This is a genomic window from Rhodococcus sp. 05-339-2, from assembly GCF_002258965.1.
In the GTDB taxonomy this organism is placed as follows: Bacteria; Actinomycetota; Actinomycetes; order Mycobacteriales; family Mycobacteriaceae; genus Rhodococcoides.
Genome location: NZ_NOYW01000004.1, coordinates 170970 through 189677, shown reverse-complemented (window position 1 = coordinate 189677; position 18708 = coordinate 170970). Strand labels below are relative to the sequence as shown.

19 protein-coding genes are annotated in these 18708 nt (G+C 64.8%); 15 read left to right on the top strand and 4 right to left on the bottom strand.

The features are described 5' to 3' along the window. Nucleotides 1-10: 10 nt before the first annotated feature. Both CH273_RS01910 and CH273_RS01905 read right to left on the bottom strand, forming a co-directional pair. Complete coding sequence (locus CH273_RS01910) at nt 11-1132, bottom strand: TIGR03364 family FAD-dependent oxidoreductase (protein ID WP_032396018.1); 1122 nt, start codon at nt 1130-1132, stop codon at nt 11-13. Nucleotides 1133-1159: 27 nt separating this feature from the next. Next, nucleotides 1160-1873 carry a GntR family transcriptional regulator gene (locus CH273_RS01905; protein ID WP_032396017.1) on the bottom strand — a complete coding sequence of 238 codons (714 nt, stop codon included), beginning with the start codon at nt 1871-1873 and terminating at the stop codon, nt 1160-1162. A 108-nt stretch (nt 1874-1981) separates the two neighbouring features. Between CH273_RS01905 and CH273_RS01900 the strand changes: the two genes are divergently transcribed. The 6 genes from CH273_RS01900 to CH273_RS01875 all read left to right on the top strand — a co-directional run bounded on the left by CH273_RS01900 (nt 1982) and on the right by CH273_RS01875 (nt 8034). Then, nucleotides 1982-2680 (top strand): phosphonatase-like hydrolase, encoded by a 699-nt coding sequence (locus CH273_RS01900; protein WP_032396016.1) that lies wholly within the window; start codon nt 1982-1984, stop codon nt 2678-2680. Between the two features lie 47 nt (nt 2681-2727). After that, entirely contained in the window at nt 2728-3696 is a 969-nt protein-coding gene (locus CH273_RS01895; protein WP_032396015.1) for a phosphate/phosphite/phosphonate ABC transporter substrate-binding protein, read from the top strand. Nucleotides 3697-3698: 2 nt separating this feature from the next. Next, complete coding sequence (gene phnC / locus CH273_RS01890; RefSeq protein WP_032396333.1) at nt 3699-4502, top strand: phosphonate ABC transporter ATP-binding protein; 804 nt, start codon at nt 3699-3701, stop codon at nt 4500-4502. Nucleotides 4503-4567: 65 nt separating this feature from the next. Beyond that, complete coding sequence (gene phnE, locus CH273_RS01885) at nt 4568-6091, top strand: phosphonate ABC transporter, permease protein PhnE (protein ID WP_230596880.1); 1524 nt, start codon at nt 4568-4570, stop codon at nt 6089-6091. After that, complete coding sequence (locus tag CH273_RS01880; RefSeq protein ID WP_032396013.1) at nt 6067-7083, top strand: zinc-binding dehydrogenase; 1017 nt, start codon at nt 6067-6069, stop codon at nt 7081-7083. Before phnE ends, CH273_RS01880 begins: the two co-directional genes overlap by 25 nt. A gap of 153 nt (nt 7084-7236) precedes the next feature. Continuing rightward, a complete protein-coding gene (locus CH273_RS01875) occupies nt 7237-8034 on the top strand; it encodes a DNA-formamidopyrimidine glycosylase family protein (protein ID WP_032396012.1) in 798 nt (265 codons plus the stop codon). Nucleotides 8035-8154: 120 nt separating this feature from the next. On the opposite strand, the gene CH273_RS01870 is transcribed toward CH273_RS01875, so the two are convergent. Together CH273_RS01870 and CH273_RS01865 are read right to left on the bottom strand one after the other, a co-directional pair. Continuing rightward, nucleotides 8155-8874 (bottom strand): GAF and ANTAR domain-containing protein, encoded by a 720-nt coding sequence (locus CH273_RS01870; protein ID WP_032396011.1) that lies wholly within the window; start codon nt 8872-8874, stop codon nt 8155-8157. Between the two features lie 222 nt (nt 8875-9096). After that, entirely contained in the window at nt 9097-9267 is a 171-nt protein-coding gene (locus CH273_RS01865; RefSeq protein ID WP_027495724.1) for a CsbD family protein, read from the bottom strand. 150 nt (nt 9268-9417) lie between these two features. Between CH273_RS01865 and CH273_RS01860 the strand changes: the two genes are divergently transcribed. The 9 genes from CH273_RS01860 to CH273_RS01820 all read left to right on the top strand — a co-directional run bounded on the left by CH273_RS01860 (nt 9418) and on the right by CH273_RS01820 (nt 18701). Then, nucleotides 9418-10401, top strand: a complete 984-nt coding sequence (locus CH273_RS01860; protein WP_032396332.1) for a YihY/virulence factor BrkB family protein — start codon at nt 9418-9420, stop codon at nt 10399-10401. A 127-nt stretch (nt 10402-10528) separates the two neighbouring features. Further along, the gene (locus CH273_RS01855) at nt 10529-11131 is read left to right on the top strand and encodes a TetR/AcrR family transcriptional regulator (protein ID WP_032396010.1); all 603 of its coding nucleotides are present in this window, start codon (nt 10529-10531) and stop codon (nt 11129-11131) included. Continuing rightward, nucleotides 11128-12711 (top strand): carboxylesterase/lipase family protein, encoded by a 1584-nt coding sequence (locus CH273_RS01850; RefSeq protein ID WP_032396009.1) that lies wholly within the window; start codon nt 11128-11130, stop codon nt 12709-12711. Before CH273_RS01855 ends, CH273_RS01850 begins: the two co-directional genes overlap by 4 nt. Nucleotides 12712-13268: 557 nt before the next feature. Then, nucleotides 13269-14267 (top strand): substrate-binding domain-containing protein, encoded by a 999-nt coding sequence (locus CH273_RS01845; protein WP_032396008.1) that lies wholly within the window; start codon nt 13269-13271, stop codon nt 14265-14267. Nucleotides 14268-14308: 41 nt separating this feature from the next. Continuing rightward, nucleotides 14309-15298, top strand: a complete 990-nt coding sequence (locus tag CH273_RS01840; RefSeq protein ID WP_032396007.1) for an ABC transporter permease — start codon at nt 14309-14311, stop codon at nt 15296-15298. Continuing rightward, nucleotides 15295-16077 carry an ATP-binding cassette domain-containing protein gene (locus tag CH273_RS01835; RefSeq protein WP_032396006.1) on the top strand — a complete coding sequence of 261 codons (783 nt, stop codon included), beginning with the start codon at nt 15295-15297 and terminating at the stop codon, nt 16075-16077. The genes CH273_RS01840 and CH273_RS01835 overlap by 4 nt, the downstream gene beginning before the upstream one ends. Then, a complete protein-coding gene (locus tag CH273_RS01830) occupies nt 16058-16981 on the top strand; it encodes a PfkB family carbohydrate kinase (RefSeq protein WP_032396005.1) in 924 nt (307 codons plus the stop codon). The genes CH273_RS01835 and CH273_RS01830 overlap by 20 nt, the downstream gene beginning before the upstream one ends. Further along, on the top strand, nt 16971-17621 hold the full coding sequence (locus CH273_RS01825; RefSeq protein WP_032396004.1) for a nucleoside/nucleotide kinase family protein: 651 nt from the start codon (nt 16971-16973) through the stop codon (nt 17619-17621). The genes CH273_RS01830 and CH273_RS01825 overlap by 11 nt, the downstream gene beginning before the upstream one ends. Nucleotides 17622-17666: 45 nt before the next feature. Beyond that, nucleotides 17667-18701 carry a LacI family DNA-binding transcriptional regulator gene (locus CH273_RS01820; RefSeq protein WP_032396003.1) on the top strand — a complete coding sequence of 345 codons (1035 nt, stop codon included), beginning with the start codon at nt 17667-17669 and terminating at the stop codon, nt 18699-18701. Nucleotides 18702-18708: the final 7 nt, after the last annotated feature.

The window sequence follows — 18708 nt, the reverse complement described above, 5'->3', positions numbered from 1 at the left end:
GGTGTCGGCGCTAGACGAGCGTCGGCGCGTTGTCCACGTTGGACAACGCCAGACCCATGCTGGTGGTCATGCCGATCCCGGTCGTGACGGTGACGATGTGCACACGGTCGATGGGCTCTTCCAGCAGGAATTCCGAACCCGGTGCGGAGCAGTACGTTCCCTGCCATCGCTCGACGACGTCGATGCGGTCGACTCCGAACAGCGTTCTCGCTTCGCCGAGCAACACCTCGAAACCGTCTTCGCTCTGGAACGGCGAGGTGGTGATCTCGCGAACGTGGGTGTCGCCCAACAGGATCGACCCGTCCGGTTGTGGGGTGTACATCTGGTGCAGGTCGAGTTCGACGTAGTCGGGATACTCGGCCTGCAGGCGGGCAGCGACGTCTGCAACGGCGGGCAGGTTCTCGAAGCCCGAGTACCTCAGCAGCGACCAGCCGGTGAACAGCGGCGAGGGAAGCGGTGCACGCAGCGGCATGGTGGCTCGCATCATGTGCAGTCGGCACCGCACCAGTCCGCCGCGTTCGGCGCTCTCGGGAAACAGGCGATCGATGTCGTGGTTGACGGTGACGAACGTGGCACCGGCATGCAGGTCGCCGCGGGAGGTGCGAACGATTCCCGGCGCGAACGACGTTGCAGCGGTGCGCCAGTGGAAGTCCACCCCGGAATCGGCGAGCCAGCGTGCGACGGCCGGAGCGGCGGAGCGAGGGTCCACCTGGACGTCCAGAGGCAGGTACATGCCGCCGACCACATCGGTGTCGGCAAGGGGGAGTCGGTTCAGTACCTCGCTGCGGTCCAGCAGCTGTACCTGATCCTCGCCCCGTAGTTCGGCGAACTGCTCGAGCACCGCGAGCTCGTCCTCGTGCCGGGCGACGCAGTGAGTTCCCGATTCCGCTGCCCAGAAGTCGGCTTTTCGGGCGAGGTCGAGCCAGTGACTGCGGCCTGCTCGCGCGTACTCGAGTGCGGTCCCGGATTGCGCTGTGATGCAGGCGTGTCCGAAGTTCTGGACGGAGGCACCTGCGACACGATCGGCATGATCGACCACTGCCACGGTGAGTCCGCGCCGATGGGCGTGATACGCGTGTGCGAGGCCGACGATCCCGGCCCCGACGACCACGACGTCGTACGTCGATGTCATACGGAAAGTCTTTCTGCTGAGGTCATGTCAGGCGTCCATGACGGCGGTGAAGGTCATCCGGTCTCCGCGATAGAGCGACCGTCGGTGTTCGATGGGAACACCGTCCGTGTCGTAGGAGACACGGCCGAGCAGAAACATCGGTGTCCGAGTGTCGACGGTGAGCAGTGCGGCTTCCCTGGCATCGGGGAGGACGGTTTCGATGGTGTCGACAACGCGCCCGAACGTGACTCCCCGGGCTGCCAATTCGGCATAGAGAGACGTTCGGTGATCGAAACTGTCCTGTAGCCCCGGGATTCGATAGGCGGGAATGCGGGTCGTTTCCAGTCCGACTCGCACGTCGCCGGTGGTGAAGACGCGTTCGAGTTGCACCACCTCCGAACCGATCTCGATCGCGAGGAGTTCCGCCAGCACGTCGTCTGCTCGGAACACCTCCCAGCCGACCAGAATTCGAGTGGCGCTCATGCCCTTCTCGCGCGCGGCCTCGGTGTAGGAGCCGATCGCCAACGGCAGTACCACCTTGGGTTCGGCCACCACCGTCGCCCGGCCGCGACGTTCGATTCGACCGGCTACCAACAGTTCTCGGATGGCTTGACGCAGTGTCTCGCGGGACACGTCGTATCGATCGGCGAGATCGCGCTCGGACGGAAACGCGTCGCCCGCAGACATGCCGTCGAGCATCGCGTCGAGGCTTCTGCGGACGATCTGATGCTTGAGTACGCGAGGTTCGGTGTCCACGGCCATGGACCAACCATAGCATCAATTGGTCTAGACCTAATTGTCGTGCGACGTTCACGGTCCGTTCACTCACGTTCCACGTAATGGTCTATACCAAACGGCAGTCTCTTCCCCATGCCGAACTCCACCAGCCCGAACACCAGCACCCCCGTCGAGCTCGTCGTCCTCGACATGGCCGGAACGACTGTCACCGACGACGGTCTGGTACTCGAATCGTTCGATGCCGCAGCCACCGCCGTCGGACTTGCCGACGCCGGTCCGGAACGCGACGACGCCCGCCGCTACGTGCTCGACACGATGGGTCGGTCCAAGATCGAGGTGTTCCGCGCACTGTTCGGAACAGAGGACCGCGCTCAGGCCGCCAACCGCGCCTTCGAATCGGCCTACGACGCCCGCATCGACGCCGGGGTCTCACCCGTACCCGGTGCGGCCCAGGCGATCACGAAGCTTCGCGAATCCGGAATCACCGTCGTCCTGACGACCGGATTCTCGGCACCCACCCAGAATCGCATCATCGACGCGCTCGGCTGGCGGGATCTGCCCGACGCATTCCTCGCACCCGGGAGTGCCGGTCGTGGCCGTCCGCACCCCGATCTCGTGCTCTCGGCCGCCCTGCTCGCCGAGGTGACCGACATTTCCGCGGTCGCCGTCGTCGGTGACACGTCGAGCGACATCCTGTCCGGTCGCCGAGCCGGCGCATCGCTGCTGGTCGGCGTCCTCACCGGAGCTCACTCCGAGACCCAGCTGCTCGAAGCAGGTGCCACCCACGTGCTCGACAGCGTCGCAGACCTTCCCCCCATCGTCCTGCCCTGAACAGCTCTGCCCTGAACATCCACCACACCCCGAACGGACATCACGCCATGATCATCACCTCTCGCCGTCGTGCCGGAACCGCCGCGGCCGTGCTCTCTGCCGCGGCTCTCGTCGCAGCCGGTTGTTCGAGCTCATCCGAGGGAGCCACCACCGATCAGGGATTCCCCGAAACCATCACGCTCGCAGCCATTCCCGCCGAGAACTCCACAGACCTGAAAGCCAGCTACGACCCCGTCATCGAGCGGCTGGAGAACGAGACCGGAGCGAGCGTCGAGTTCATCCAGGCCTCGGACTACGCCGGCGTGGTCGAGGGCCTGATCGCAGGCAACGTCGACATCGCGTTCTTCGGCCCCTTCGCGTACGTCGTCGCAGGCATCAACGGTGCGGAGATGACACCGCTGGGTGCCGTCGTCCAGGACGAGGGAACTCCTCCCGGCTACCAGTCGTACGGAATCGCTCGTTCGGACAATGCCTCGGTGAACGGTCTCGCCGACTACGCAGGCAAGAAGGTCTGCTTCGTCGACCCGAGCTCCACCTCCGGATTCCTCTACCCGACAGCGGGACTCATCGAGGACAACGTCATTTCCTCCGGTTCCGAGGCCGACATCTCCGCCGCGATGACCCCGATCTACGCCGGCGGACACGATGCATCGGCGCTGGCCGTCAAGGCCGGAGACTGCGACGCCGGATTCGCGTTCGACACCATGGTCGACCGCACGATGATCGACAACGGTGAACTTGCACCCGGTGAGCTCAAGACCGTGTGGAAGTCCGAGATGATCGCCGGATCGCTCTTCGCAGCCAACAACGATCTCGGTGCCGACGCCATTGCCACGCTCCAGGACGTCTTCAGCGAGGGTATGAACTCGGATGCCTTCGTGGCCGACGGCATCTGTGCCGAGGAATGCCGCATCACCGACGAGGACGCCTGGGGCGTCGTTCCCGCCCAGGACAGCGATTACGACGGCGTGCGCCACGTATGCGAGGTCACCGGCTCCGAGAAGTGCCAGGGCTGATGATGTCCGCACCGATGGACCGGGGCGACGTGGTGGTCAGTGTTCGCAACGTCACCAAGACATTCGGATCCACCACAGCGCTCGAGAACGTGAATCTCGATGTGCATCACAGTGAGATGTTGGTTCTGCTCGGGCTTTCCGGCTCCGGGAAGTCGACGCTGTTGCGGTGCATCAACGGCTTGCAGCCCGTGACGTCGGGGAGCGTCACTGCACTCGACATCCGGGTCGATCTGGCGAACCGCCGCCGTGTGCGCGAGCTACGCCGAGATGTCGGCTTCGTCTTTCAGCACTTCAATCTCGTGGGCCGGCTGAGTTGCCTCGAGAACGTACTCGTGGGAGGCATCGGCCGACTGTCGATTCCGCGCTACGGCGCACTCACCTACCCGAAAGCGATGCGAGAGGAAGCCCGCGCGTGCCTCGACCGAGTCGGGTTGGCGGACTTCGCCGAACGGCGCGCCGACACGCTGTCGGGTGGACAGCAGCAACGGGTGGCGATCGCACGCACCCTGATGCAGCGTCCGCGGATCGTCCTCGCGGACGAACCCGTCGCCTCGCTCGACCCCGAGAACGCGGGCGTGGTGATGGATCTGTTGCAGCGAGTGTGCAGCGAGGAGAAACTGACCGTGGTGTGCACGTTGCATCAGGTCGATCTCGCCCTCGGCTGGGCCCATCGCCTCGTGGGTCTCCGAGACGGTCGGGTGGTGCTCGATCGCCCCGCCGCCGGTCTCCAGCGTGATGACATCATGCCGATCTATCAACGGATCGCGCCCGACCCCGGGAGCATGACCACGGTGGCACCGACGTGACCGTCACCGTCGAACCGAAGCCCACGAACACTGCAGGGCAGAAGGATCCGCAGCGGCGTCGATGGCTGTTCCCGGCACTGGGTGTCGTCGCGCTCGTTCTCACCGTGCTCTCGGCGGGCTACATCGACTTCGCGCCGACGACCTTGATCGAGGGTCTCGAGGATGTGGGCAACCTGCTCGAGCGGATGCTGCCGCCGCGTGTCGACGACACCGGAAGGATCGTCTCCCTCGCGCTCGACACCTTGCTCATGGCAGTGCTGGGCACCGTGCTCGCAGCGGTCGTCTCGGTACCGCTGGCGTTCCTCGCGGCACGGAACACCTCGCCCCACCCGGCCCTGTACGGCATCGCGCGCGCCGTCATCACCTTCTGCCGGGCGATGCCGGATCTGCTGTTCGCGGTGCTGTTCGTCCGGGCGTTGGGAATCGGTGTGCTGCCCGGCATCCTGGCTCTGGCACTACATTCCATCGGCATGCTCGGCAAACTGTTCGCCGACGCCATCGAAGAGACCGATGTCGGACCACGAGAGGCGCTCCGTGCCGCTGGAGCCGGCTACTACCGGGAGATGATCAATGCTGTGGTCCCGCAGGTTGTTCCGGCGTGGATCGGCGCCTTCGTCTATCGAATCGACATCAACCTGCGCATGTCGGTCGTGCTCGGCTTCGTCGGGGCAGGCGGCATCGGTTTTGCCCTGCAGGACGCTCTCCGCGGACTGATCTACCCGCGTGCTCTCGGAATCGTGTTGGTGATCCTGGTGATCATCGCCGCAATGGAATTGGCAGCGATGGCTCTGCGCCGCATGCTGCTGGTCCCGTCCGCGGCCGGCCCGCAGCGCGATCGACTGATGCGCCTCGGGGCGTCGGCTGTGCTCTTGTTCGCGATCGTGGCGTCGTTCGTGATTCTCGAGTTGGATCCGCGCTCGCTGCTGACCTGGATCGGGCCGTCGATCGAGGTGTTCGGTCGAATGGTCCCACCGGATTTCTCCGCTTTGGGATCGGACCTGTTCGACGCCGCCGTACAGACCGTCGCCATCGGAGTCGTGGCCACCGCAATCGGCATCGTGCTGTCGATTCCCGTCGGAGTTCTGGCTGCGCGCAACGCAACTCCGCATCCCGCGGTGTACTGGGTTGCGCGATCCTGGATTCTGTTGGTTCGGGCTGTGCCCGAACTCATCCTCGCCGTCGTGTTCGTCGCAGCGCTCGGATTGGGTCCGGTGGCAGGAACCTGCGCACTGGCCATCGGATCCGTCGGATTTCTCGGCAAACTCGTTGCGGACGCGATCGAGGAGATCGATCCCGGTCCCCTCGAAGCGGTGGCGTCGGTGGGTGGCGGTTGGTGGAACAGGACATCGAGTGCCGTTGTTCCTCAGGCCATTCCGTCGATGGTCGGTTCGAGCTTGTATCTGCTCGACGTGAACATTCGTACCTCGACCATTCTCGGGATCGTCGGTGCGGGCGGTATCGGCTTTCTGCTCTTCGAGTCGATTCGTACCCTGAACTTCGACGTCGCCGGTGCGATCGTTCTCGTCATCTTCGTCGTCGTGTACATCGTGGAAAGGATCTCCGGATGGATCAGATCACTGCTGGTCTGACACCGGCCGCCGTCTGGACGGGGAGCGGGATCGAGATGTGGGACATCGAGATTCCCGCCCTCGAGTCGGGTGATCTGCTGGTGCGCGTCGATCTCGCCACGGTGTGCGGGAGCGATCTGCACACGGTGTCCGGTCGACGGCACGGAGCGTGCCCGTCGGTACTCGGGCACGAGGCCGTCGGTCGCGTCGTCGCCGTCGGTGATGCCACATCCCCAGCGGCCGTCGGGGATCGGATCGTGTGGTCGGTGACCGTGCCCTGCGGCCGATGCAGTCGATGCGTCCGCGGGTTCACGGCCAAGTGCTCGTCCGTGCGCAAGGTGGGTCACGAATCTGCCCAGAGTCCATGGGTTCTCAGCGGCTCCTACGCCCGACACATCGTGCTTCCTCGCGGTACCGCAGTGGCCCGGGTTCCCGACGCCATGCCCGATGCCGTCGCCGCACCGGCAGCGTGTGCGACGGCCACGGTGATGGCGGCTCTCGATGCCGCGGGTGCTTTGGACGGCCGACGGGTACTGATCGTCGGGGCCGGAATGCTGGGGGTCACCGCCGCCGCGGCGGCATGCGAGCGAGGGGCATCGGTGACGGTCGTCGATCGAGATCCGGAGCGACAGAGACAATCTCGTGCATTCGGGGCCGGTGAGGACGACGGTACGCGAACAGATGTGGCGATCGACTTCTCCGGATCGTCGGAGGCCGTGCAGTCGGCGTTGGGGCGACTCGACGTCGGTGGGCGGCTCGTGCTTGCCGGATCCGTCGCGCCGGGTCCGCCGATCACCGTCGACCCGGAAGCAGTGGTCCGGAACTGGCTGACCATCACCGGCATCCACAATTACGAGCCGCGGCACCTCCATCAGGCCGTTGCCTTCCTACGCGACACCGGCGCGAAGTATCCGTGGGAATCCCTCGTCGAGGCACCGGTGCCGTTGGCCGAACTCGCGTCGGTGTTGCGGCCGACGCCGTCGGGAATTCTCCGATCCTCGGTCGCGCCGTAGGTTCCGGGTCTGTCCACCGGCTCTGTCGTGAACACGCCGGCCGGGGCGTGTCGCCGACAGCGTCGCCCTCGACATAGCGAGCGACGATCACATCCGGCCGATGCGGGCCCGGCGTTCGGATTGCGTTTCGTTCGAGCGGGATACCCGGAGGTCATGCCCGAAGGTGACACCGTGTTCGTATTGGCCGCGAGGTTGCGTCGAGCATTGGACGGCGCATCGTTGCGGGCCGGAAGGCTGCAGGTGCCCGCGCATGCAGTCGAGAATCTGGCCGGGCGAACCGTCGTCGCACACCGGACCCACGGCAAGCATCTACTGACCGATTTCGACGACGGCACGACGCTGCACACGCATCTGCGGATGAGCGGATCGTGGACGGTGGTGCGGGCCGGTCGCTCGATTCCGCAGCGTGTCCGACCCGACGTGCGGGTGCGGCTCGCCGCGGTCGACGGGCCCACCGCCTACGGAATTCTGCTACCGGTCGTCGATTACGGATACACACCGGACATGAACGCGCTGATCGCACATCTGGGACCGGACCCACTGCACTCGAAGTTCGACGCAGACCGAGCGGTTGCCAACATCGCCGCTCAGGGAACGCGGCCGATCATCGCGACGCTGCTGGACCAGAGGGTGATCGCCGGGCCGGGGAATCTGTGGGCGAACGAGCTCTGCTTTCTGCGCGGGCTGTGGCCGTGGACACCGTCGACCGCCGTCGACGCCCAGCGGTTGGTCGCGTTGCTCGAACGAGCGATGCGTCACTCGGCGACGGTCCCGGGTGCGATGCAGGTGACCACCGGGGACACTCGCCGGGGCCGCACGCATTGGGTCGCCGGTCGAGCCGGGAAGCCGTGCCTGCGGTGCGGAACATCGATTCGGGTGGTCGCAGAAGTGAACGGTGACCCGGACAGGCGTCGAACGTGGTGGTGTCCGAGCTGTCAACCGGAGCAATAGCGACGGGCGGTCGATCGCTGTTGTCTCAACGAGATAACCGCGCGCGGGTATCGCGTGTCGCCTGCCGATACCACTGACAGCCATTCCTCGCGAGCAGCGAATCGAAACCCCGTCGTCTCGTCAGAAGGTCGAGTCCGTCGGATGATCGGTCTCCACCAGATCACGGGCCACGAGGTGCAGAGGGAGGTTCTGTTGCTGTGACAGCTTGGCCAACAGCTCGAAGGCCTGCACCGCGTCGAGGTCGTAGCGTTCCATGATCATGCCCTTGGCCTGACCGATGATGTCTCGACTGGCCAGACCGGTTCGGAACTGCTCGTGGTCACGGGCGCTGAGCATCGCGATGGCAGCGTGGGCAGAAAGCGCTTCACCGATGGTCACCGCGTCGGCGTGGAATGCGCCGGGTCGGTCGCTGTAGAGCACGAGCGCACCGAGGTCGTCGGCGTTGCTGTAGAGCTGGAACGCAGCAAGTGATTTGAAACCCTCTTCGACGGCGGTGGCAGCGAATCGAGGCCACCGATCCTCGTCGGTCAGATCGGCGGCGACGACGACGTCGAAGTGATGAACCTCGGTGGAAATGGGTCCTTCGCCGAGCTCGTACTGCAGGCGACACAGCTTCTCCGCGACCGGATCGGTGGACGCGACCACCGTCCGCTCGCCCTTCTTCACCGTGGTGATGCATCCGGTGACTGCACCCGGGATCATCGTGATGGCAGTACGCAGAATCGCATCGAGTGTCTGCGGCATCGAGCGCCGAGTCTCACGCAAGGATCGGGCGAATTCGGCCAAGCTCGAGGCGTCCGCCGATGCAGCTGTGTTGCCTTCGATAGAAGAGTGCGGCATGCACACAGTCCTCTCGCATGGGACCCCTGCCGACTTCGTCGCAGAGATCCGAGATCATGCGCCTTCTGCTGGACGCTCGATTCGGCCGACGGTGTCGGCTCCGTGCATTTTATACGCTGCCTTCGGGACGGTTGTACGTAGAACCGTCGAGCATCGGCGGCGGCACCCGAAAACGCAGCGAGGGCCGCCGATCCGCAGATCGACGGCCCTCGCGGGTGCGTCTTACTTGAAGGTGTCCTTGATGTTCTCGCCGACCTTCTTCACGCCTGCCGAACCCTGGTCCTTCTTGCCCTCGGCCTCGAGGTCCTTGTTGTTGGTGGCGTCGCCCACAACTTCCTTGGCCTTGCCGATGGCGTCTTCTGCTGCGTTCTTGGCCTTGTCGATGAAGCTCATGTGAGTCCCTTTCTCGTTTCGTGCGGTGTCAGTAGTTGGTCGATGCTCGAACCGGAAAGCGCACGGCGAACCTATGAGATCTGGGTCACATCGGACGCCGCGCTCGGTCGACGTTTCGAGGAGCGGCACGGCGGATACATTCGAGCGATGATGGTCGGCAAGGTGGACAGCTTTCAGCGCAGGCACCCGTCAGCGGGTTTCCCGCTCGCAGTTCTGTACAAGTTCCTCGACGATCGAGGTGGATATCTCGCGGCTCTCATCGCGTACTACTCGTTTCTCTCGTTGTTCCCGTTGCTGCTGCTCTTCACCACCGTGTTGGGAATCGTGCTGGCCGGCGACCCCGAATTGCAGAGTCGAATCATCGATTCCGCGATGAGCCAGATCCCGGTCATCGGTGACCAACTCGGTCAGCCGGACCGCCTCAGCGGCGGAACGACCGCCATCGTCATCGGCGTGGTGGGGTCGTTGTACGGCGGACTCGGAGTGTCACTTGCCGCGCAGTACGCGATGAACACCGCGTGGTCCGTCCCGCGAAACGAACAACCGGATCCGATCAAGGGACGCCTGCGAGGGCTGTTGCTGCTGAGCACCGTCGGCACGGCGATCATCGGACTGACCGTTCTCAACGGAGTCGCGTCCTCGGGTTTGTTCGGTTTTGCCGGCGGTGCGTTGGCGCTTGTCGGAGTCGTGGTCGTCAACGTCGTGGTCTTCACCGCCGCATTCCGTATCGGCACCGCCCGAGCCCTGACCGTGCGTGAGGTGCTGCCCGGCGCTGCGATCGCCGCGGTGATCTGGCAGGCACTGCAATCGTTCGGCGGGATCTACATTCGCTATGTCGTCGGCAACGCCAGCGCCAGCAACGGAATCTTTGCAATCGTCCTCGGCCTGCTCGGCTTTCTCTACGTCTCGTCGGTGCTCATCGTGCTGTGTATCGAAATCAATGCCGTACGAGTCGATCACCTGCATCCCCGGGCGCTGTTGACGCCGTTCACCGACAACGTCGAACTCACCGAGGGTGACAAGAACTCCTACACCGGACAGGCAGAAGCGCAGCGCAACAAAGGATTCCAGGACATCACGGTCACCTACGACGAGCCGGATTCGGTGACGGGGGAGGACGCGCCGACCAAGTGACCCGTGTGTCCACTGTTTCTGCTCGCGAGCGGTTCCCCTGTTCGGATGCGAATCGTGGTCACTCCAGGCGGCTCGGAATTTCTGACATGCATGGGAAAAATAATGCGGTGGTGCTAAAGTTGGGTTCATGCCATCGCCCAAGGCGGACCGTCCCGAACCCACATTCATTCAGAACGCCCGTCGCGAACAGCTGATCCACTGCGCTGTCGATGTCATCGCGGAAGCGGGGGCGGAGAAGGCGTCGTTCGTCCGCATCGCCGAGCGCGCCGGAATCAGTCGCGGCGTCATCTCCTACCATTTCGGCACCCGCGAGGAACTCCTCGATGGCGTCGTCCAGCTCGTCTACGCACTCGGTGAACAGGAGGTCGGACCTCTCGTTCGTGCGGCAGGTTCGAGTCGAGAAGCGTTGCTGGAGTTCATCGGCGGCAGCGTCATGTTCTACGCTGCCTACCCTCGGCACATGAAGGCACTGTCGGCAATCTTCGCCACAGCTCCCGCTCGCGGTGAACGATCCGAGCACGGAGCCGAGATGCTCGAAGTTCACGGCCTTCTCGAGTCGGGGCAGCAGACTGGTGAGTTCCGGTCCTTCGACACCCGGATCATGGCCATGACGATTCGCGCTGCTCTCGACGCGGCCGTGTGGCAAGTAGGAGCTGGCGACGATGCGGTGAAGCTGGCCGACGAGCTGCGTCGAACATTCGATGCCGCAACACGATCGGACGGCCGATGAGGAAGTGGCCGGTCGCCCTCGCTGCCGTGCTCCTGGTACTCGCCGGGTGCGCATCTACCTCGGGTCCATCCGACAGCGCGCCCCTCGACGTCGCCACGACCACAGCTACCGTGCACGGGGTTGCTGCGCAGAACACGCGGCAATTTCTCGGCATCAGGTATGCGGAGCCTCCGGTCGGTGATCTGAGATGGTCACCTCCACAACCGCTTCCGACATCCGACGACGATGCCGACGCCACTGCGCCGGGTTCGCAGTGTCCGCAGAGCTCGGCCGAGTCCGGTGGAACACCGACGACGGACGAAGATTGCCTCTTCCTCAATGTGACGACGCCGCTGGTGACGTCGAACGAGCCACTGCCGGTGATGGTGTGGTGGCACGGCGGCGGTTTCACGTCTGGAGCGGGCTCCGCATACGAAGCTCAGCGGATCGCTTCGGAGGGCAATGTCATCGTGGTGACGGTGAACTACCGACTGGGCATGCTGGGTTACCTGGGGCTCCCTGATCTGGACGGGGGCGGCAACTTCGGATTCGCCGATCAGATTCAGTCCCTGCGGTGGGTGAACGACAATGCCGCAGCATTCGGGGGAGACCCCGATAACGTCACCGTGTTCGGAGAGTCCGCAGGCGGTATGGCGGCGTGTGCTGCGTTGACATCGCCTGCCGCGCAGGGGTTGGTGGACAAGGTGGCCATCATGTCGGGGTCGTGTGCGTTGAACTTTCCGACCGACTCGATCTACCCGGGCGTGCCCGAGCAACGACCCTACGTTGCGCTGGCCGACAACGAGGCCACCGGAGCCGAAGTGGCGAAGCAACTGGGATGCTCGGGCTCGGGCGCGATCGAATGTTTGCGTGCGCTGCCCGTCGATGCTCTCGTAGCGCAGGGACAGAATTTCTCCAATCGACTCGCCTACGGTACCGAGCTACTACCCGCCGATCCGGCGCGTGCTGTCGAAGCCGTTGCAGCCCTGGACGTTCCGGTGTTCTCCGGTGGCAACCGGGCCGAACAGAATTCGTTCGTCGGTGGGGCGCTGTTGGCGGACCCGACTTCGGTGACAGCCGATTCGTATCCCGCACTCCTCGCCGATGCATTCGGACCCGAGGCCGACCGCGTCGCCGATCTGTATCCGCTGCAGAACTTTTCGTCTGCGGCGTTGGCATGGGCGTCGGCGACCACCGATGCCGGTTGGTCGTGCCCGACGTACCGAAACAACCGGGCTTTGGCAGTGAATGCGCCGGTGTATTCGTACGAGTTCGCCGATACCGGGACCGCCGACGTCAGTGGCGTCGGTGCGTCCGGTGTGCCACAGGATGCCGCACATGCAACGGATATGCCGTACTTCTTCGACATTGCGGGACACGATCTGCTGAAGACTCCGGCGCAGCACGATCTCGCCCGAACGATGATCGCGTACCTCACCTCGTTCGCCCACACCGGAACACCCAGTGCAGACAATGCACCGCCGTGGCCTCGTACCACCGCAGACGTGAGCCCCGTTCTGCAGTTCGTCTCCGACGACATCTCGGTGATCGACGCCGATGCCGAGCATCACTGTGACTTCTGGAATTCACTCGCGCGCTGACGGATGGGTTCGGTCGACGGGCAAACGCGCGCGCATTCGTCGGATGCGCGCGGAATTGCCGGGTGATCGGGCGCTGATTCGCGCGCGGATGGCGAGCGCGCGCGCGTTTGCGGGGATCTGGGGCGGGTGACCGGCCACTGGTGCGGGTGGCAGACGTGTGCGGGGTCGAAGTTCGCGGGCGTGCGGGCGTGCGGTCGTGCGAGGGCGCGGAGTCACAAACGCGCGCGCATTCGTCGGATGCGCGCGGAATTGCCGGGTGATCGGGCGCTGATTCGCGCGCGGATGGCAAGTGCGCGCGCGATTGCGGGGAACGGGGGACCGGCAGCGGGGGGACCGGCAGCGAGGGACCGGGGAATCGGCAGCGGAGGGCGGGCCGACGATGGCGGACGTCGACGACCGGTGGCGATGGAGTGACCCCTGTCACGAACCGGCTGACCGGTCGGCTGAAACAAACTTCGAGTTCGTTTCGCGAAAGCGCATGCGCAAGCGCTTGTATGCGTCCTAGGCTCCTGCAATCGAGCGACGCGACCGCGTGGCCAGGGGACAAGGGAGTCCACATGTTCAATCACCGTCGGAAGTCCGCGCTGACGATCGGGACCGTGCTCATGGCCGGTTCGCTCGTGCTGGGTCTGACCGCCTGCAGCAGTTCGGATTCGGACAGCGTCAAGGTCGGGCTCATCACCAAGACGGACTCGAATCCGTACTTCGTGAAGCTCCGCGAGGCAGCACAGGCCAAGGCCGATTCCAGCGGAGCCGAGTTGGTGGCCCTGGCCGGCGCATTCGACGGTGACAACGAAGGGCAGGTCGCGGCGATCGAGAACCTGGTCGGCCAGGGTGTGAAGGGAATTCTGATCACCCCGAACTCGTCCACCGGAGTGCTCGACGCGATCAAGAAGGCACGTGACGCCGGCGTCGTCGTCATCGCCCTCGACACCGCAACCGACCCCGAGGACGCGGTCGACGCCACCTTCGCCACAGACAACAAGGCGGCCGGAGTGAGCCAGGGTGCCTGGGTCAAGGGCACGCTCGGCACCACCGCACCCCAGGTCATCATGCTCGACGGCACCGCAGGCGGCACGGTCGACACCTTCCGTCACGACGGGTTCCTCGAAGGCATGGGTCTGACCGACAGTTCGCCGGAGATCGTGGGCCAGGAGAACACCAACGGTGATCAGACCAAGGCGCAGACCGCCATGGAGAACCTGCTGCAGCGCGCTCCGGGCGTCAACGCTCTCTACACGATCAACGAGCCTGCAGCTGCGGGTGCGTACCAGGCGATTCAGTCCGCCGGTCGCGCCGACCAGATCACCATCGGGTCGATCGACGGTAGCTGCACCGGCATCGCGAATGTGAAGTCCGGCATCATCGGCGCGACGGTGCTGCAGTTCCCCGCGAAGATGGCCGAGCAGGGCGTCGACGCAGTGGTGAAGTTCGCGCAGGACGGCACCAAGCCCAGCGGTTTCAACGACACCGGTTCGCAGCTCGTCACCGACAAGCCCGTCGCCGGAATCGATTCCCAGGACACCGCGTGGGGCGAAGCGAATTGCTGGGGCTGATCGCGAATTCCCGGACCGCCGTCGAGTACGAGGACTGATCAGTGAGTACCGAAACCGCTGCGCCTCCCAAGGCACCGAGCCGGTTCAACGTGGGAACCGTCCTGCGTGAACCGCTGCTCGGGCCGTTGGCCGCGCTCGTCATTGCCATCATCGTGTTCAGCTCTATTTCGAGCTCGTTCCTCAACCCGCAGAACGTCTCTCTGATTCTGCAGCAGTCGGTGGTGGTCGGCATTCTCGCCGTCGGCCAGACACTGATCATTCTCACGTCCGGGATCGATCTGTCGATCGGCGCGGTCGCGGTGATGGGCACCATCGTGATGGCACAGTCGGCCGGGGCGAACGGACCGGTCGTAGCGTTGGGTTCGACGCTTGCCGTGTGCGTGGCGTTCGGCGCGATCAACGGCGGATTGGTGACGGTACTGAGACTGCCGCCGTTCATCGTCACGCTCGGCACGTTCACCGCGATCCAAGCGGCCACCAGACTGTTGGCCGGATCCGAGACCTATCAGGTCCCGAGCGGGCCGCTGACATTTCTCGGCACCTCGTTCAAGGTCGGTAGCTTCTCCACCACCTACGGCGTGGTGGTGATGCTGCTGGTGTACGCCGTGATGTGGTACGCGTTGTCCCAAACATCCTGGGGCAGGCATATTTACGCGGTCGGCGGGAGTCCGCAGGCCTCGGACCGTTCCGGCATCAAGTCCGGTCGCGTGCTGTTCTCGGTCTACATCGTCACCGGCGTCATCGCGGCGATCGCGGCGTGGGCGGCTCTCGGACGAATCCCCAATGCCGACCCGAACGCGTATCAGAACGCCAATCTGGAAACGATCACCGCGGTGGTCATCGGTGGAACCAGCCTGTTCGGTGGCCGCGGTACCGTCATCGGAACTCTCGTCGGAACCCTGATCGTCGGTGTGTTGCGCAACGGTCTCACCCAGGCAGGCGTCGACAGCCTGTACCAGAACATCGCGACCGGCATTCTCGTCATCGTGGCGGTGGCCGTCGATCAATTCGCACGTCGGAGGTCACAGTGAACGCCCCTCTCGCTCTGGAAGCGCGTGGTCTGGTCAAGACCTACGGCAGCGTGACGGCCATCAACGGTGCAGATTTCGAGTTGCGGGCCGGTGAAGTGTTGGCGGTGATCGGCGACAACGGTGCCGGGAAGTCCAGTCTCATCAAAGCTCTTGCCGGGGCTGTCATTCCGGATTCGGGTGAGATCCTGATGAACGGATCGCCGGTGTCGTTCAAGAACACGCGCGACGCACGAGCGGCAGGCATCGAGACGGTCTATCAGGACCTGGCCGTCATTCCGGCGCTCGACATCGCCTCCAACGTCTACCTGGGGCGCGAGATCAAGCGTAAAGGCATCAGCGGCAGTCTGTTTCGACGTCTGGACATGCCGAGGATGCGAGAGGAGTCGTCGAAGCACCTGCAGGACCTCAAGATCGGTATCAAGTCGGTCAACCAGGCGGTCGAGACGCTCTCCGGTGGCCAACGTCAGGGTGTGGCCGTAGCACGGGCAGCAGCGTTCGGCCGCGGAGTGATCATCATGGACGAGCCGACTGCCGCACTGGGTGTGCGAGAGTCGGGCATGGTGATCGATCTGATTCGCACCATTCGCGACCGCGGCATACCTGTGGTGCTCATCAGCCACGACATGCCACACGTGTTCGAGGTCGCCGACCGGATCCACATCCACCGCCTCGGCAAGCGGGCGGGCGTGGTCGATCCGAAGAACCGCAGTATGTCCGAGGTCGTCGCGCTCATGACCGGCGCGGAGGAGCCGACCGACGATGAACGCGCCGGGCTCTGAATCGACAAGCCCGGTCGGTGTTTTCGTCGGGCTGGCGACACTCGACGTGATCCATCGAGTGTCGGCAGCGCCGGCACCCAACCAGAAGATCACCTCGAGCGCTCAGTTCGTCGCGGCGGGAGGTCCTGCCGCCAACGCGGCCGTCACCTTTGCCGCGCTCGGCGGGACGGCCGTGCTCGTCACCGCACTCGGAGACGACCCGGTGGCCGCGCTGGTGAAGGCGGACCTGGCTGCGTTCGGCGTCCGCGTGATCGACGCGGCCGCCGGCTCGAGCAGATCGGTGCCCGTCTCGGCGGTGACGGTGATCGAATCGACCGGCGACCGATCGGTCGTCTCGGCCGACGCCGTGAACTCCGACGCCTCGCCGCCCGAGGGGCTGGAGGCCGTCGTCGCCGGTGCCGACGTCGTTCTGGTCGACGGGCACCACCCCCTGATCGCCTGCGCCGCCGCGGAACATGCGGCGGCGCGGGTTACCACGTTGGTCGTGGACGCCGGTCGCTGGAAACCGGTGATGACCGAGCTGATCGAGCACGCCACGGACATGGTGTGCTCGGCGGACTTTCGCGCCCCCGGCACCTCGGACACGGCCGCGAACGCCGCGGAACTCGTTGCATCCGGTGTGCGGACCGTCGTCACCACCCACGGCGGCGAGCCCGTCGAGTGGTGGTCCGAGGGATCGACCGGATCGGTCGATGTGGAGCCGGTCGCGGTGGTCGATACTCTGGGTGCCGGGGATGCGTTCCACGGCGCGTATGCCTACTACTGCACGCAGCCGGGCTCGCTGGCCGAGCGCATCGACAGTTCGGCTCACGTTGCCGCGCTGCGCTGCTCGGTGATCGGCCCCAGAGCATGGCTACGCGAACTTTCCATCAACGGACTCGAAAGCGACAACGGTGAGCATTGACCAGGACGTACAGGAAGCCACCCTCGACGAACTCGTGGAGCTGGCGCGAAAGCTGGCCGTACCGGGTGAGCGGCGCATACTCGGCCTGACCGGTGCACCGGGTGCCGGAAAATCCACTGTGGCACAGCAACTCGTCGACGCGCTCGGGCCCGAACTTGCGGTACTGGTTCCGATGGACGGATTCCATCTCGCCAACGAGGTGTTGATCGAACTGGGTCGGCTCGATCGCAAGGGTGCCCACGACACGTTCGACGACGGTGGATACGCGCGGTTGATCGCGGCCGTTCACGATCAGCAGCCCGGTGGTCCCCTCGTGTACGCGCCGAGATTTCGCCGAGAGATCGAGGAGTCGATCGGTTCCTCCATCCCGGTCCCGTCGACTGTTCCGCTGGTCATCACCGAAGGCAACTACCTGCTGATGGAATCCGATGCGTGGCCGGCGGCGCGGGCGATGATCGACGAAGTCTGGTTTCTGGCTCCACACACGAGAGTTCGGCACGAGAGGCTGGTGGCCAGGCACGAGGCCTACGGAAAGTCGCACGAGGACGCGGAGTTCTGGGCACTGGGATCGGACGAACGCAACGCGGAACTGATCGGGTCCACCGCACGTCGCGCCGATCGAATCCTGCGGCTGACATGACGATTGCGCAGAACCACGAGACACGACAGCGCTGGGCCGACTGACATGCCCACGATGGACGACGTCGCCCGATTGGCAGGTGTATCGGTATCGACTGTCTCGCACGTGCTCAACGGAACTCGCAACGTCAATGCCGCCACCCGGGAACGTGTCGACGCAGCGATTGCCGAGATCGGATACCGCCGCAACGTCGTCGCTCGATCGCTCGCGGCAGGTCGGACTCACACCGTGGGACTGTCGATCGCCGCGTTGACCAACCCGTATTTCGGAAGCCTGGTCCATGCCGTCGAGCAGCGATTGTCCGAGGCCGGTTACGTCTTGATCCTCGGTGATTCGCACGACGAGCCCAGGTCCGAGCGGAGGGTGACGGACTCGTTGCTCGACCGTCAGGTCGACGGCATGATTCTCGCACCCGCGGCGGGCTCCGAATTCTCGACGATTCCCGAGATCGTCCGCAGTGGAACGCCTCTGGTGTTGATCGACCGGATGCTCGACGTCTCCTGCGATCAGGTGGGTCCGGAGAACGACGCGTCGGCGTACGAGCTCACCACCCACCTCCTCGACGCCGGACACCGACGTATCGCGATCGTGCGCGGCATCGAAGGGATCTCCTCCACGACCGAGCGATTCGACGGCTACGCCCGCGCGCTGGCCGATCGAGGAATCGAACTCGATCCTCGACTGATTCTCGACGGCCGGTCCAACGTCGAGGTGGCCGAATCTCGGGTGCGTGAGCTGATGTCCGGTCCGGACCGGCCGTCGGCCCTGGTGTCGATGAACAACTCGATGACGATCGGATCGCTGAAAGCTGTTCGAGGCCTGGGTTTGTCGATTCCGGCGGACCTGGCCTTCGTCTGCTATGACGACTTCGAGTGGTCGGACCTGTTCGAGCCTCGGCTCACGGCGGCAGCTCAGGACGTGCAGACCATCGGCCGAACCGCAGCCGACCTGGTTCTCCGGCGCATCGAGGGACACGAGGACGCGCCCCGATCGATCCGAGTACCGACCACCTTCACCCACCGAAATTCCTGCGGCTGCAGTGCACCTCGAGCCGACGTGCCGGCCGCACCCGAAAGATAGGACAGTT

Bases quoted from the DNA above. Each gene is read 5' to 3' on its own strand.
- CH273_RS01895 (WP_032396015.1), top strand. From the start codon at position 2,728: ATGATCATCACCTCTCGCCGTCGTGCCGGAACCGCCGCGGCCGTGCTC.
- CH273_RS01845 (WP_032396008.1), top strand. From the start codon at position 13,269: ATGTTCAATCACCGTCGGAAGTCCGCGCTGACGATCGGGACCGTGCTC.
- phnC (WP_032396333.1), top strand. From the start codon at position 3,699: ATGTCCGCACCGATGGACCGGGGCGACGTGGTGGTCAGTGTTCGCAAC.
- CH273_RS01855 (WP_032396010.1), top strand. From the start codon at position 10,529: ATGCCATCGCCCAAGGCGGACCGTCCCGAACCCACATTCATTCAGAAC.
- CH273_RS01850 (WP_032396009.1), top strand. From the start codon at position 11,128: ATGAGGAAGTGGCCGGTCGCCCTCGCTGCCGTGCTCCTGGTACTCGCC.
- CH273_RS01880 (WP_032396013.1), top strand. From the start codon at position 6,067: ATGGATCAGATCACTGCTGGTCTGACACCGGCCGCCGTCTGGACGGGG.
- CH273_RS01860 (WP_032396332.1), top strand. From the start codon at position 9,418: ATGGTCGGCAAGGTGGACAGCTTTCAGCGCAGGCACCCGTCAGCGGGT.
- CH273_RS01870 (WP_032396011.1), bottom strand. From the start codon at position 8,874: ATGCCGCACTCTTCTATCGAAGGCAACACAGCTGCATCGGCGGACGCC.
- CH273_RS01865 (WP_027495724.1), bottom strand. From the start codon at position 9,267: ATGAGCTTCATCGACAAGGCCAAGAACGCAGCAGAAGACGCCATCGGC.
- CH273_RS01830 (WP_032396005.1), top strand. From the start codon at position 16,058: ATGAACGCGCCGGGCTCTGAATCGACAAGCCCGGTCGGTGTTTTCGTC.
- CH273_RS01910 (WP_032396018.1), bottom strand. From the start codon at position 1,132: ATGACATCGACGTACGACGTCGTGGTCGTCGGGGCCGGGATCGTCGGC.
- CH273_RS01900 (WP_032396016.1), top strand. From the start codon at position 1,982: ATGCCGAACTCCACCAGCCCGAACACCAGCACCCCCGTCGAGCTCGTC.
- CH273_RS01820 (WP_032396003.1), top strand. From the start codon at position 17,667: ATGCCCACGATGGACGACGTCGCCCGATTGGCAGGTGTATCGGTATCG.
- CH273_RS01875 (WP_032396012.1), top strand. From the start codon at position 7,237: ATGCCCGAAGGTGACACCGTGTTCGTATTGGCCGCGAGGTTGCGTCGA.
- CH273_RS01905 (WP_032396017.1), bottom strand. From the start codon at position 1,873: ATGGCCGTGGACACCGAACCTCGCGTACTCAAGCATCAGATCGTCCGC.